At 71.3% G+C, this 14,671-nt stretch carries 10 protein-coding genes and 2 pseudogenes; 8 read left to right on the top strand and 4 right to left on the bottom strand.

Translation table 11 applies throughout. From position 1 onward, the window contains the following. Positions 1–150: 150 nt before the first annotated feature. Entirely contained in the window at positions 151–5,010 is a 4,860-nt protein-coding gene (locus tag CXR04_RS04705) for a DUF4132 domain-containing protein (RefSeq protein WP_101420630.1), read from the top strand. A gap of 191 nt (positions 5,011–5,201) precedes the next feature. Here CXR04_RS04705 and CXR04_RS36830 read toward each other — a convergent pair whose 3' ends face one another. Then, positions 5,202–5,333: a transposase gene (locus CXR04_RS36830; protein ID WP_101420629.1), complete on the bottom strand. Its 132-nt coding sequence runs from the start codon at positions 5,331–5,333 to the stop codon at positions 5,202–5,204. A 73-nt stretch (positions 5,334–5,406) separates the two neighbouring features. Here CXR04_RS36830 and CXR04_RS04695 point away from each other — a divergent pair, with 73 nt between their 5' ends. Beyond that, positions 5,407–5,808 carry a DUF4345 family protein gene (locus CXR04_RS04695; protein WP_234380062.1) on the top strand — a complete coding sequence of 134 codons (402 nt, stop codon included), beginning with the start codon at positions 5,407–5,409 and terminating at the stop codon, positions 5,806–5,808. A 472-nt stretch (positions 5,809–6,280) separates the two neighbouring features. After that, complete coding sequence (locus CXR04_RS35550; protein ID WP_234380692.1) at positions 6,281–6,469, top strand: hypothetical protein; 189 nt, start codon at positions 6,281–6,283, stop codon at positions 6,467–6,469. A gap of 151 nt (positions 6,470–6,620) precedes the next feature. Here CXR04_RS35550 and CXR04_RS04685 read toward each other — a convergent pair whose 3' ends face one another. Together CXR04_RS04685 and CXR04_RS04680 are read right to left on the bottom strand one after the other, a co-directional pair. Further along, positions 6,621–6,959 carry a hypothetical protein gene (locus CXR04_RS04685; RefSeq protein ID WP_101420627.1) on the bottom strand — a complete coding sequence of 113 codons (339 nt, stop codon included), beginning with the start codon at positions 6,957–6,959 and terminating at the stop codon, positions 6,621–6,623. Positions 6,960–6,968: 9 nt separating this feature from the next. After that, positions 6,969–7,412 carry a VOC family protein gene (locus tag CXR04_RS04680; protein ID WP_101420626.1) on the bottom strand — a complete coding sequence of 148 codons (444 nt, stop codon included), beginning with the start codon at positions 7,410–7,412 and terminating at the stop codon, positions 6,969–6,971. Between the two features lie 89 nt (positions 7,413–7,501). On the opposite strand from CXR04_RS04680, the gene CXR04_RS04675 reads away from it, so the two are divergent. From CXR04_RS04675 to CXR04_RS04665, 3 genes and pseudogenes are all read left to right on the top strand, one after another. Further along, entirely contained in the window at positions 7,502–7,951 is a 450-nt protein-coding gene (locus CXR04_RS04675) for a winged helix-turn-helix transcriptional regulator (protein ID WP_101420625.1), read from the top strand. 280 nt (positions 7,952–8,231) lie between these two features. Further along, the gene (locus tag CXR04_RS04670; RefSeq protein WP_101420624.1) at positions 8,232–9,158 is read left to right on the top strand and encodes an NADP-dependent oxidoreductase; all 927 of its coding nucleotides are present in this window, start codon (positions 8,232–8,234) and stop codon (positions 9,156–9,158) included. Between the two features lie 55 nt (positions 9,159–9,213). Continuing rightward, a pseudogene (locus CXR04_RS04665) lies at positions 9,214–9,788 on the top strand (aldehyde dehydrogenase family protein); the annotation flags it as partial. Positions 9,789–10,048: 260 nt separating this feature from the next. Here the strand turns inward: CXR04_RS04665 and CXR04_RS04655 are convergent. Next, the gene (locus CXR04_RS04655; RefSeq protein WP_101420623.1) at positions 10,049–11,893 is read right to left on the bottom strand and encodes a glycoside hydrolase family 15 protein; all 1,845 of its coding nucleotides are present in this window, start codon (positions 11,891–11,893) and stop codon (positions 10,049–10,051) included. A gap of 538 nt (positions 11,894–12,431) precedes the next feature. Between CXR04_RS04655 and CXR04_RS04650 the strand changes: the two are divergent. Together CXR04_RS04650 and CXR04_RS04645 are read left to right on the top strand one after the other, a co-directional pair. Beyond that, positions 12,432–12,955, top strand: a pseudogene (locus CXR04_RS04650) (SigE family RNA polymerase sigma factor); the annotation flags it as partial. A gap of 553 nt (positions 12,956–13,508) precedes the next feature. Then, positions 13,509–14,561, top strand: coding sequence for an FUSC family protein (locus CXR04_RS04645; RefSeq protein ID WP_234380061.1), 1,053 nt, complete (start codon positions 13,509–13,511; stop codon positions 14,559–14,561). Positions 14,562–14,671: the final 110 nt, after the last annotated feature.

Raw genomic sequence — 14,671 nt, 5'->3', positions numbered from 1 at the left:
CCGGGGAGGGCCGCCGCGAGCAGCGCGCCGGCGCCCGCGATGACACAGACAAGATCGATATTTCCCACGCCTTACCGGCTGCCCCCGTCACTGCGGGAGAATCATCTGTCCCCCGCCGAGTGTCCTAGGGGTGATCAATAATGGCGCGCCATGGGATGGATCGGGATCGCGACGGGCCACGAGCTCACCGTCGAGGGGACGCGGCGGCCGGTGCTCGCCTGCCGGACGGCTGCGGGCCGCGTGCTGGCCAAGGTGCCCGCCAACGTCAGAAAGGATCCGACCGCGGTACGACTCGCCGCCCTCTGCGACCGGCTCGGCGAGCACGCGCGGGCGGTGCACGACCGGGTCGAGTCCTGGATGGTGCGGTCGCTGCCCGTCCCGGCCGCGGTGTTCGCAGCCGTGTGGGACGACCCGGTGTGGCGCGAGACGGTCACTGACCTGGTCATCGCCCCGATCGTCGACGGCGCGCCCGCCCTCGGCCGCTGCGAGCTCCTGCGCGAGGGCGCGTGGAGGGGCGCGGACGCCTTCGCGATCCCGCACCCGCTGCTGCTCGGCGACGAACTGCCTATCTGGCGGGGGCGGAACCTTACGCAGGTTGTTGAGCAGGTACGCCGCGAGGTGTGGACGCGTCCCGCGAGCATGGACCGTAGGTTCGGCGTGGTCGGCACCTTCGGATACATGGACGCCCGCTACGAGAGCGGCGCCGGGTTCGAGCGCCGCGTGCATGAGCTGGGCGGGCGCATCAAGGGGGACAGGGCGCGGTTCACCGTGCACGCGCCCGAGCCGCTCGGCATCGAGATCGACCTCGACTGGAGCGGGCCGATGAGCCCGGCCTACATGGCCGAGCTGTGCTTCACCGCGGGCGGCCGGGAGATTGACGACATCGCCTGGTCCGAGGGCGTCCGCATTCTCATGGCTCTGTACGCGGGCCGCACCGTGGACAAGACGGAGCCGGTGATGGAGGCAGCCGAGGCGTACTCGCACTACTGCGATGCCCACCAAGGCGAGCCCGGCACCGTGGTGCCTTCCGGCAGCACCACCCCGGCGCGCCACGTACTGCTGCGCGCCGGGGCGGTGCTGCCGGGCACGCCCGCCGGCTCCGACGAGGACACGTGCGTCGCCGTCCGCTACGAGCACTCCGTCCTGGACGAGCCGGTCGTCGAACTCGTCCGGCGCGCGGCCGTCGGGGGAGACAAGGCCGAGAAGTCGCTGTACGACCTGGACCCGGTGGCGGAGACCGACGGCGGCACCGTGCACGCGGGCCCGCTCGGCTTCCTCGCGTCCGCCCTGCACCGGTACCCGGCGCACCGCGCCCACATCCTGGCCACGCACACCGGCCTGCGGGCCGCCCGCGGCCTGGCCGCCCGCAAGCCCGGCCTCGCGCGCACCGCGCTCACCCGTACCGGCGCCGACCTGGAGACGCACGCGCCCGAACTGCTGCCGCCGTTCTACGAGGAGTGCGCGGGGATCCTGGCCGACGCGGGCAGCGCCCGCTTCGCCGCCGCCTTCTTCGAGAAGGCCCGCGCCGCCGAGGACGCGCACGCGCTGCCGGTCGACGAGGGTGCGCTCGTCGCGGCGCACCTCGCCGCGGGACCGGACGCCGCCGGAACGGCCACGCTCAAGAAGCACGGCAAGCGGCTCGCCGCCCGGCATCCCGCCCCCGGCGCGTACCGCTGGCACCGCAGCCTGCTTACCGAGTGGTGCGAGGAAGTCCCGGACGGCGCGGACCACGCGCTGGCCCTGGCCGACGGCTGGGCGGCGCTGGCGAAGGCCGCCTGGCACGCGCTCGGCGGGCCCGAGGACGAACGCGCTGTACGGGCCCTGCTGGCGAGCGGCTGCATGGAGTCGGCACCGCAGGCCCTGTGGAAGTTCGTCCTTCCGTTGCTCGGCCCGATGGCACGGGCGGACGCGGGCATCGGCCGCGCGCTCCTCGGCATCCTGCCGCTGCCCGCCAAGGACACCCCCAAGGCGAAGAGCGCGGCAGTGTCGCTCCTCCTCGGCAACCTCGCGGGCGCGGGCCTGACCGCCCCGTTCACCACGTCCCCCGGGCTGGCGGGAGCGGCGGCGAAGGACTGGCTCGGCCGCTTACTGAAGCTGTACGCGGGGCTCGCACTCCCCATCGCCGGTCTCGGCGACCTCCTGCACGACGCCGGTACGCGGCTGCGCGCGGAGGGCCTCACCTGCGACGCCCATGAGGCGGTACTGGGAGTGGACGAGGACGAGGTCAACAGATGGGAGGAGACCGCCGCCGACCTCCCGCTCCTCGATCTCCTCCTGGACCGCGGCGTCCCGCTCGCGCGGCCCCGGCTGCTGCACACGTTCAAGCTGTACGACCGGCTCGCCGCCGGAACGGGCACCGACCTGGCCGCCGTTGCGGCCGACCCGCACTGGGCTCCGCTGCTGCGCGACGCGATCGTGGGCAACGTGACCAATCAGCTCAACGTCACCGAGCCCACCGTCCCGAAGCAGACCGCCCCCGAGACCGTACGGGCCCTGACCGCGACACCCGGAACCGCGCAGATCGTCGCCGCCATCCTGGCCGAGCATGCCGAACGGGTCCCACATCAAGGGCTTCCGGACGCGCACGCCGCCCTGTGCGACGCCGAACGGTTCACCCTCGCCGGAGTCCCCGGCCCCCTCCTGGACAGCGTGTGGACGATCGCGACCGGGACGGACCCGGCCCGCGCCCTCGCCGCCACGCTGAGCGGCGGCATCCTCGACGAACTGGAGCTGCCGGCCTTCGTCCCCGGCCACGTCCACACCATCACCGACTACCTGGAAGAGAGCGGCACCGACCTGCTGCTGATCGAGTCCGGCCGGCTCTGGGAGCACAAGTTCCGCGCCTGCGTCGTCACACCGCAGGGAGTCGGTCCGGCCCACGGCTTCGGCACGTACGAGCCCATCTCCAGCCGTTCCCACGAACGGACCGAGGCGCGCGACCTCTACGACCGCTGCCTGATCGCCGTGAACGGCCGGGTGACCGTACTGGACCACGGCGGCCCGCACTGCCCGCACGGCAGCGCGCACCCCGCCGCCCGCCCCGTCGTACCGGCCGACGGCGAACGGGTCGCCTTCCCCGGCGGCGCCGAGGCCACCGTGTGGCGCGGCCCGGGCCGGATCATCGAGCTGCGGGACCCGGCCGGGCGGACCATCGGCCGCTACGTCCGCGGCCGGGGCCGGGTGCCCGAGCACGACGGTGCCAGGAACATCGGCGTCGTCGCGCACCACCGCTACGCGGCCGGGACCCGCCTGGTCGCGCCCCCCGGCCGGTGGTCGGCGATGCGGCCGCGCGACCCCGAAGGATCCGGGGCGCTGCGCGCCGTCGACGAGAAGAAGGCGCAGGCCCTGATCGGCGTGGCGGACGCCGCGCTCGCCGCCGACCTCATGCGGGTGCTGGACCCCGAGAGCAGGTACGCGGAGCAGGACGCCGCCCGCGACGAGTTGGCGGGACGGCTCCGCCCGCTCCTGCCGGAGATCACCGACGACTCGCTCCGGCAGGGCGTCACGTTCCTGGTGTGGACGGCCGTCGAATGCCGCGAGCGCGCGTTCGCCCTGCTGGAACGCCTGGCGCTGACCCCGCCGCCCCACCTGCGGCCGGCGCCCGCCTCCGCGGCACCCGCGGTCCGGTCCGAGAAGTCCCACGAGCCGGACGATCCGGGGCCTGAGTCCGCGTACGAGAGGATCGTCCACTTCACCCGTGCCGCCGCCGATGTGCCGTACGACAGGAAGATCGCGATATTCAACGCCCCCGCCGTCAAGGGGGTCGAGAACACCCTGGGCCGCCTCGGCGCCGCCGTTCTGAAGGCCGCGTGGGGCAACGGCGGCGGGCGCGCGCTACTTCTGAAACTGGCCGCCGTCCCCGAACTCCTCCGTACCGACGGCACCTGGCACGTTGCCCGGCTGCGCCCGGAGTACGACCTCATGCAGATCCACTCAGGCCGCGGCCCCATCGCGGCCGCCGCCGTTGCCGACTACGAGAAGGCGGGGCACGGATACGCCGTCACGGCGCTCCTCTACACCCCGGACGGCCCCGACCCGCTCCTGTTCACTCGCAACCGCGTCGTCGAGCTGCGGACCTGCCGCGGCTGGGGCGACCAGGACCGGCTCCGGCGGGCACTCCGCCTGATCGCCGAGAACGGACCGCCGCCGGTCGACCGGGAGGCGACCGTGCGGGCGTTCGCCCAGGCCACCGGCCTGTCACCGGCCCAGTGCCTGATCCTGCTGTCCACCTCGGCCCGCACGCTCTCCTGGCCGGACGGCTGGGCCCGAGGCCGCGTCGCCGCCTTCCACAGGGACGACGCCGCCCGCGCCCGCGAACTCGACCTGACCGAGATCGAACTGCGCATCGCCGCGCTCTCCCTGGAGGCGCTCACTACCACCGACGAGGCCGTCGAAGTCGTGGAGCTGCTCATGCCCGACGACCCCGCCGACCTCTGGCGTACGGGCCCCGACCTGGACCGGGCGCTCGCGTATTGGACGGAACGCCACCCGAGGCTCACCCCGCTCACCACCGAGCAGTGGGTTACCCTCGCCTGCGGCGCCGAGGACGCCCTGGAGGCGCTGATCGCCCTGCTCGGCGAGCGTCCGTCCGTACTGCCGCTGGGTCACATCGCCCGCGCTGCGAGGCTTCTGGCCGACCGTCTGCCCAAGGACCACCTCGCCCGTACGACCGCTGCCACCCGTCTGCGTGACCTGCACGCACACGTCACCAGCCCGGACACGACCCTGCCCATCGCCGCCGGGGTCACCTCGGTCACCGCCCTGGAACGAGCCGCCGGAGCGGTCGCGGCCCATCTCCCGCAGAGCAGGCTCGCCATCGGCGAAGCCCTCACCCTGGAGCCCGCCGGAGACGGCTACCGCGTCCACCTCCGCCCGTCCCGCTGGTCCGACCTGTCCGCGTTGGCCCCGGCCCTCCGCCACGGCGGCACCACCGATGTCGCCCTGGCCATGGACGACCTGCGCTTCCTCCGTTCCTCCGAGCCACTGGAGGCCGCGGCCCGGCTGGAGTGACGTCCCCAGAGGTGTGCGGGTGGTGACAGGCGATCCAGTGGTCCGGGGCTGAGGAGGCCGCTCTGCGCGTAGTCGTGAACGGGTAGGCACCGCCCGGCGCGGCCCGACCGGCTTCCACCGCGGCACCTCACCCGTCACCTCGGCGGGTGCATCCTGATCGGCCAGCGCCTCCAGAAACTGTTCCAAGCCGATCACCCGCAGCGTTCCGACAGGTCACGCCAGGCGATCCCGGTTCGGAGCCTGTCGACCATGCCGTTGATGACCAACCGGTCCTCCGCACGATGCTGCTCTGTGACAGCCCGCGGTATCAGCGGAACGAGCAACTCCCACTCCGATCCGTGAGTTCCTCGGGCCCCGACACGCGACGCCCTTTACCTGGGAGGTAATTGAAGGTGCATGCCCTTCGGCGGCAGGTTCTTCGGTATGTCTTCCCTCTGGATAACTGTCGTCGCCCTCCTCTTCCTTGGTATGGGGTTGTTCGGCCTCATTGCGCCCGCTGCGCTCATGCAACCCTTTGGTATCGAGCTCAGCTCCCCGGAAGCACGCGGCGAGGTCCGCGCTGTCTACGGTGGGTTCGGTCTCGCTTTCGGAAGCCTGCTCGGCTGGGTGGCTCTCGATGGTTCCGGTGAGCTGCAACGGGGGATCGTGCTCGCGGCCGCGGTGGCGCTTGGGGGTATGGCCCTGGGGAGACTAGTGGCCCGGGCGGTGGAGCGCCCATCGGCGTTCTATCCTGCCTGGTTCTATTTCTGGGTCGAGATGCTGGGTGCTGGGCTGCTGGTCGCACTTGTTTTCGGGTGACCTCCCCCCTTCCCCGTCCAGAGGATCGTCTCAGCTTGACTCTGTCGGGGATGCTCGGGTCCGTTCCGCAGGCCGATGCAGTTGTCGAGGTGCTCGTTGTCACTCCGTCCCCGTTCCGGTGAGCAAGTCCCTTCTCTGACCGTGCAGATCGCGCGGGCGGGCATTCCGGTGGTGCGACGGCGATATGGGTGCGGGATCGGCTGGACGGGCTGTGGCACGAGCCCGAAGCGCGCCTTCGTCTCCACGATCACGCCGCGCTGGGCGGCCTGCCGGATCACCTGGGCCGTACATCGAGACCGAATACGACGAACGTGGCCCGCCGGTGGAGCAGCGCGTCCCGTACACGGACACCACGACGCGCACCACGAAGTTCACCTATGACCAGGCCGGCAACCGCACCAAGGTCGAAACCCCCCGCGGCGTCGCCACCGCAACCGCCGGCGACTTCACCGACCGCACCACTTATGACGAGTTGAACCGCCCGGCGCGGCCGTTGACGGGGATCATCCTGATCGTGTTGATACGCAGCGGCTCGGCCAAGGCGGGGCCTGCGATCGTCGCAGTGCTCTTCGGCTTCCTGCCGGGGTCGACGGGCTCGGGACCGGAATTACAGGACTTCCTCGACGAGATGGCCGAGAGCATCAGCGCGCTCGGCACCTGACAGGCCGGGTTGGCGGTGAGGCGTCGATCACCCCAAGGGGAGTGGTGTCCGGCGGGTGAGGTCGTGGGTGGAGTGGTCAACTCGCTCGGACACACAATTACCCCACGACCGCGGGTTCGCGGGCAGGTGCTGCTTGCCCTGGCCGGATCGTTCAGGCGGGGAGGGTGTCTCCGGGGAAGCCGTGGCAGGGGTGAACCTCGCAGCGCATCATCCCGGCTCGCACGCAGGGGTCCCCGGCCATGATCTCCGCGGCTTCCCCGGCCGGTACGGTCATGATCGCAACGCCGGCCGCGGTGTCGGAGGCGACTGGGCACAGGATCGCGATCACGCCCTCAGCGCGCAGCGACACCATGCGTCGCTGGTGTTCGAGTTCGATTGCCTCCGCGCCGTCCATGGTCCGCTCCGGGCCCCAGTGAAGGAGCGCCAGGCTGTAAGGCTTCGCGGTCGCGGCCAGGGCCCGAATCTGTTCGTCGGTCACGGTCGTGCTCATGATGTCTCCCTACTTCTCGATGCGCTCGGCCAGCGAGACGATGATTCCTTCGGGTCCGCGGACGTAGGCCATCCGCCACCTGCCCTCGTATGCGCCGATGCCTCCCACCAGGTCGTAGCCGTCGGCTGCGGCCTGGTCGACCGCGGCCTGGAGGTCGTGCACCTCGAAGGCGACGTTGCGCAGGCCCAACTCGTTGGCAGGCGCGGCAGGCGTACCCGGGAGGTGGTCCGGCCGTGTGAAGCTCGACAGTTCCAGCGTCGTACCTCCGCCGGGCGGTCGCAGCATGACGATCTCGGTGCGGGCGTCGGTCATGCCGATCACCGTGTCGAGGAACTCGCCTTCGACGGCCATCTTCCGATCGGCCTCCAGACCGAGGCTGACGAAGAACGCCGTCACGGCGTCGAGATCGGCGACGGTGATGCCGACGTGGTCGAACCGCCTGATGAATGTCACCGGCCCTCCCTTCGAGGTTTCTTCAAGAGACGCTGAGGAAGGTAGCACCCTGGGTTCCGTAAGGGAACCCTGCTTGATAGATTGCCGCCATGCAGAGAACGCGGTTCGGGGAGATGGCGTGTTCCATCGCGCGTACCTTGGACGTGATCGGCGAGCCCTGGTCGCCGCTGATCCTGCGTGACGTGTGGGCCGGGGTGCACCGCTTCGACCACATCCAGGCCGACCTCGGGATTTCCCGCAAGGTACTCACCGAACGGCTCAACCACCTGGTCGAGCAAGGGGTGCTCGAACGGCAGCCCTACGACGCCCGCCCCCGCTACGAGTACCACCTCACCGGCAAGGGCGCCGACCTCGTCGAGATGCTCATGGTGATGGCGCGGTGGGGCGACCGCTGGCTCGCCGGCGAGGCCGGGCCTCCCGTCCTGTACCGCCACCATGCCTGCGGGCAGATCGGCCACGTCGACCCGCGCTGCAGTCATTGTGGCCGGCCGATGCACGCCGACGACGTCGACCTCCTCCCAGGCCCGGGTTCGGCCTGACGGCCAAAGGCCGTACACGCCGCAGACAGACAGCGAAATCCTGCCGGAGCGCTGGAAGCCGTTTGCGTCGTTGACCTCGGCATCCGAGGGCTGACTCGGCGCTCTCTCACACCCGGGCCGGCGCCTTCGGAGCCGGCCCACGGCAACGGCTGATCGCCTGATCGGCTGAACGTACAGCCGGGCGGTGGCCGTCGAATGGTGCGATGGCAGGCGTCGGCCCACAGTGGCTGCATGCGCCCTCTGTGCGCATGACCACCGACGCTGACCAAGGGAGGCCGACATGCCCCGCGCGGTGAGGTTCGATGGCTACGGCGGCGTGGACGTCCTCCGGGTCGTGGATGTCGAACGTCCGGTCCCCGGGCCGGACGAGGTACTGGTCCGGGTGCGGGCCGCCGGCATCAACCCGGGGGAGAGCGCGATCCGGGAGGGCCTGCTCGACGCGATGTGGCCGGCAACGTTCCCCTCCGGCCAGGGCAGCGACCTGGCCGGCGTCGTCGAGGAACGGGGTGAGCGGGTACGGAATGTGGCAGTCGGAGAAGAGGTGATCGGGTACACCGACCGCCGTGCCAGTCACGCCGAGTACGTGGCGGTGCCGGCCGCCAACGTCACGCCGCGGCCTCCGGGCGTTCCGTGGGAGGCCGCCGGCGCCCTGCCTGTCGTCGGCACCACCGCCTACGCCGCGGTGCGGGCGGTGGGAGCCGGACCGGGCGACACCGTCGTGGTCGCCGGCGCGGCCGGCGGCGTCGGCACGCTCGCCGCGCAACTGGCCCGCAGCGCCGGCGCCACCGTGATCGGCCTGGCCGGCCCGCACCACGACGACTGGCTCGCGGCGCACGGCATCACCCCGGTCGCGTACGGCGAGGGCGTCGCCGACCGCGTCCGCCGGGCCGCGGGGGACGGCGTCCCGAACGCGTTCATCGACACCTTCGGCGCCGACTACGTCCGGATGGCCGTCGAGGACCTGGGCGTCCGGCCCGAACGGGTGGATACCCTCATCAACCACACCGATGCCGAGCGTTACGGCACCAGGACCGACGGCAATGCCCAGGGTGCCAGCGCCGATGTGCTGGCGGAGCTGGCCGCCCGGATCGCCGACGGTGATCTTGAGGTCCCCGTCGCCCGCACCTACCCTCTGGAGCAGGTTCGCGACGCCTACCGGGAACTCGAGCGCCGCCACACCCTCGGCAAGATCGTGCTGGTGCCCTGACCGACCGCCTGAGCCAGTGCATTCTTGTCGGCAGTCAGAGCGAACAAGAGCCTGGGAGGCCGCCGACTACGGCGCGATGACCCTTCCCTCGCAGCTCGGCACCGTCGAGTACCACGTCTAGGAGGCCGTGACCGCGGGAGCCCGCACACCCCTGGGCGGACCCGAGTCCGTTCAGTCGCCCTACGTCCGCCCCGTCGTGCTCCTCGACGTGCCGGAAGAATCGCCCGCCATGCGCGAGGAGACCTTCGGCCCGGTCGTCGCGGTCAACGCCGTGGCGGACCTGGACGAGGCGGTCCGGCGCGCCAACGCCTCCCCGTACGCTCTCGGCGCCGCCGTCTTCACGCGCACCCGCCGCGACGGCCTGGCGGTGGCCGCCCGGCTGCGCGCCGGCGCGGTCTCGGTCGGCTCGGTACTCGGCTACGCCGCCGTCCCCGCGCTGCCCTTCGGCGGCAGCGGGCTGTCCGGGTACGGGCGCGTCCACGGCGCGGAAGGGCTGCGCGCGTTCGCCGCACCCGCGTCGGTCACGTGCGCCGCTTCCGCCCGTACGCGGACCCCACCTCGTTCGCCACCCCGCGGACCCGGGCGGCACGCGCCGTGGAGTTCGCCCGGCGGCTGCACGCGCTGCGCTGACGAAGGGCATGCATCACCGGCCTGGCAACGGGCGACAAGGCCGCGTGCCCCGGTGTCGCCGCCGGTGCGGAGGCGGCGTACGACCTCCTGCTGCGTATCGCCTCCGCCGCCCACGGCATGGCGCTCTTCCTGCGCCAGGGGCTGATGGGGGTCTCCCCGGGCGCACTCGACCGGACCGCCGACCGCGCGGCCAGGACCGCCCGCGACATCGCCCGGAACTGCCCCGGACCCGCGTAGCACCGCCGTCTGCCCGGGCGGGTCTAGCCCAGTGTGCGGTCGAGGTTGACGGCGGCGCTGATCAGGGCGAGGTGGGTGAATGCCTGGGGGAAGTTCCCGAGTTGCTCCCCGGTGTGGCCGATTTCCTCGGCGTAGAGGCCGAGGTGGTTGGCGTACGTGAGCATCTTCTCGAACGCGAGCCGGCCCTCGTCGAGGCGGCCCGCCCGGGTCAGTGCCTCGACGTACCAGAACGAGCAGATCGAGAACGTGCCTTCCTCGCCTGGCAGCCCGTCCGCGCTGATCTGCGGGTCGTAGCGGTAGACCAGCGAGTCGGACACCAGGTCCTCGCTCAGGGCGTCGAGCGTGGAGAGCCACTTCGGGTCGGTGGGGGAGACGAACTTCGCGAGCGGCATCATCAGGAGGGATGCGTCGAGGAGGTGGCTGTCCTCGTACTGGACGAAGGCGTTCCGCTCGGTGGACCAGCCGTGGTGCATGATCCGGCGGTAGATCGCGTCCCGGGCGCGTCCCCACCGCACCAGGTCGGCGGGCAGTCCGCGGTGCTGAGCCATGCGCATGGCCCGTTCGATCGCCACCCAGCACATCAGCCGTGAGTAGAGGAAGTTCCTGGGACCGCCGCGGCTCTCCCAGATCCCCTGGTCGGGCTGGTCCCAGTTGTCGCAGACCCAGTCGGCCAGCGCGCTGATCGCGTCCCAGTAGGCGCTGGAGACGGGTTGCCCCCACTTGTCGTAGAGGTAGAGGGAGTCGACGAGCGCCCCGTAGATGTCGAGTTGGAGCTGGTTGACGGCGCCGTTGCCGACGCGTACGGGGGCCGAGCCCCGGTAGCCCTCCAGGTGCGGAAGTTCGCGTTCGGACAGGGCATGGCGCCCGTCGATGCCGTACATGATCTGCAGTGGTCCCGGCCCCTGGGCTGATTCGAGGCGGACGTGCTCGGAGAGGAAACCCATGAACGCCTCGGCCTCGTCGGTGAAGCCGAGCCTGAGCAGTGCGTACACGCAGAACGCCGCATCACGGATCCACACGTAGCGGTAGTCCCAGTTGCGCTCTCCGCCGATGTGCTCGGGCAGGCTGGTGGTCGGCGCGGCGATGATGGCGCCCGTCGGGGCGTAGGTCAGCAGCTTCAGGGTGAGGGCGGAGCGGTGCACCACCTCCCGCCAACGGCCCCGGTAGCGCGACTGGGACAGCCACCGCCGCCAGTAGCCGACGGTGGCGTTGAACTGCTCCTCGGCCTCGGTCACGGGGCAGTGGCGGGGCAGGACGTCGCCGCCGACCTGGTCGAGCGCGAAGACGGCTGACTGGCCCTCGTGCAGCTTGAACACCGACCAGGCATCCGGGCCGGCGACTTCGAGCGGCACACTCGACGTCAGCGCCAGGGTCAGTGACGGGGACTCGAAGACCACCTGACGGAGCTGCGCGTGCACCGTGTGCGGCTCCGTCCCGTACGCGAAGCGGGGTGCCACCCGGGCACGAAAAGGCAGCGATCCGCGGACGCACACCACGCGGCGGATCAGCCGGTGCCGGTCGGCCTCACGCGAATCGTCGACGATCGGCATGAAGTCCTGGATCTCCCCCACCCCGTCGTCCGCCGAGAAGCGGGTGATCAGCACATTCGTATCGGGGAAGTAGAACTGCTTCCTCCGGGTCGGGACATCCGCCGCAAGTTCGAAGGACCCGCCCCGCTCGGCGTCGAGAAGCGAGGCGAACACACTGGGTGCGTCAAAGCGCGGACAGCAGTACCAGTCGATCGTGCCGTTCGTGCCCACGAGCGCCGCGCTGCGCAGATCACCGATCAGGCCATGCTCGGCGACGGGCAGATAGCGGGACCCGTCGAGGTCGGAATCTCCCCAGGGCGCTTCGGCTTCACTCGTCATTTCCGGACCTCCCAGCACCTGCCACCCGGGGACCCACAGCTTGAGTCGCCGAAGAAGGGCGAGATTCCCCGACCGGCGGAAGAACCGGCTCGGCCGGCCCGATCTGGACGGACGCCGCACCGGGCGTTCACGATATGGCCGCAGCGCTTGGCCGGATCCACACACCGTCGTCCAAACCACGCTAATACGGCGTACCGCCGGCAGCAACAGGAGATTCACTCGCCCCGGATCGAGCAGCGCAAAAGCGGGCCGGGCCGGGGCGCAGCCTGCATGCCGCAGACGCGTCTCCGTGAAGGCCAGCCGATGGTGATCCTCTCTCTCGTCGGGTGCCGGCGGTCAGCGAACGTCCGCTGGGGAGTCGTCCCCGGTGCGAGGGTCGCCGGGGCGCAGTAGCAGGGCCGGCGGGAGGGCCGGGACACGGTCCTCGCGGCGGCCCCGGCTCGATCGCCCGCTTGATGCGAACACACTGGATCGTCCGCCGAGGGACAGCCGCGCACGGCCCGTCGCGTCGTGATGGTTGCCAGGAAGGGGAGGGTTGATGAAGGCGTCGAGTCACGACGGGTTCCGGGAGTTCGTAGCGATGCGCTCCACCGCGTTGCTGCAGCTCGCGGTGCTGCTCACCGGCGGGGACCGGCATGCCGCGGAGGATCTGCTGCAGATCGCGCTGATGAAGTCCTACGGGCGCTGGGCGCACATCGAGCAGCCTGAGGCGTACATTCGCCAGGTCATGTACCGCCAGCAGGTCAACCCTGGCGGCTGCGCAGGTACCGCGCCGAGACCACCGTGGCCGTACTGCCCGAGTCCGCCGCGGACGCCGGGGCGGACTCCGAGCTGCGGATTGCGCTGTGGGCGGCGCTCGGCCGGCTGAACAAGCGGCAGCGGACCGTGGTCGTGCTGCGCTATTCCGAGGACCTGCCCGAGGCCGAGGTCGCGGCGCTGCTGGGGTGTCCGGTCGGCACCGTGCGCAGTACGGCGCACCGCGCGCTGGCCAAGCTCCGGGCGCTCGTGCCGGAGCTCGGGCCCCAAGAAGCCACGGAACAGGTGCAGTCGTTCAGTTACACGTCGAAGCAGGATGCCCGGCAAGGACACGATGACCGGCATGGCGTCTCCCGCGGTGTCCGTGAGGCAGGGGACCGTGTACTTCTTCGGCCCGACGGGCGACCTTTCCGGCCTCGATCTGCGTACGGGCGAGCAGGTCTGGCGCGACCACGTCGACACCGGCAAGCCGGGCGGCCCGGCCCCCGGCCCTGGGGACTCGCCGCAACTGCTGCTCTACGAGGACGTGCTGGTGGCCAGGACCAGCAGCAAGACCTTCTCCCTGCTGCCGCGCATCGGAGACTCACGGAGGGGCCCTGGGCCGGGGCAGCACCACCCCTGCTGGCCCAGGGCACGGCCGCCTTCCGCTCCGGGGCCGCGCATCCGCCGTACGACTGGTAGACGTACCCCATGTGGCCCTGGCCTGCGCGTCTCTTCGCGGCGGTCACGGCTGGGCCGGAGAATGCGGGACCGCAGCGGCATTTCCGGAGACCAGACGAGCGAGGCGGTCATGGCGGGTTCCATCACTCCGAAAGCGGCCTCGGTCCTCCGGGGGGAGGCCGCGAGAGAGCTGTCGAAGGTGTTCAGGCTCAACGCCGCGGGGCTCAACTGGCCACGGGCGATCGTGTTCCTGGACGCCGCGCTGGTGCCGATGCTGGTCTTCTGGGCGATCGGGCACGAGCAGTACCTGCTGAGCGCGCTGTTCGGCCTGCTGTTCGCCGCGCTGGACGACCCCGGCGGCAGCTACGGGCACCGCGCCGTGCGTGTCTCCGCCTTCGCGCTGGTCGGCGCGGGGGTGACCGCGTTGGGGTTCGGCATCGGCGGAGAAGCCTGGGGCTGGCTGGTGCTCGCGGCCTTCGCGGTCACGCTCGTGGCCGGCCTGGCGGTCGCGTTCGGGGTACGCAGCCTCGTCACCGCCCTGCTCCTCAACATCTGGTTCATCGTCGCCCTCGCGCTTTCGTTCCAGCTCCACCACCACGCTCACCTCACCAGCCACACCTGGGCCCAGGTGGTCGCCTGGGCGGGAGGAGCGGCGCTGTGGCTCGCGGTGACGTTCGTCGAGTGGCTCGCCCGCGGCCGCGGGGACCGGCCCCAGCCGGTCCCGGAGCTGCCCGGTGACACCGCGCGGCAGCGTCTGACCTGGCCGGTGATCACGTTCGCGGTGATCCGCGCCGCGGCCGTGGCCGCGGCCTGCGCGCTCGCCTTCGGGCTGGACCTCTCGTACGGCTACTGGATCCCGGTCGCGACCGCCATCGCGATGAAGCCGAGTCTGGAGCAGTCCACGCTCGTCGCCGCGCAGCGCCTCGTCGGCGCTCTGGTCGGCGCCGCCGCGGCTTCGCTGCTGATCCTGCTCCCCGCCAGTGAGACCGGGACCAAGCTGTTCGCGGTGACCCGCGGGCTCGAAGTGGTCGCGCTCGTCCTGCTGATGCACGCCGTGGCGGTCCGCTTCTGGAACTACGCGCTCTACTGCGCGGCCGTCGCCGCCGGAGTGCTCATCCTGGTCAGCCTTCCGCAGCCCACCAACTACGACGTCGAGGGCTACCGGGTGCTGTGGACGGTATGCGGCGTGGCGATCGGCCTGGGCCTCATGCTGCTGGCGAGCAGGCTCGCCGGCGACGACGACGAATCCTGACCCCGGCCCCCCACGGGATCGGAGACCCGAACCCGGCACCACAGACATCCGATCTCATCCGGACGCCGGGGGTGTTCGATTCGCTGACTGCTGGCTACACTCCCGAAACA

The organism is Streptomyces sp. CMB-StM0423 (assembly GCF_002847285.1).
Lineage (GTDB): Bacteria > Actinomycetota > Actinomycetes > Streptomycetales > Streptomycetaceae > Streptomyces.
The sequence above is the reverse complement of the archived record's forward strand: the minus strand, read 5'-3'. Positions and strand labels throughout refer to the sequence as shown.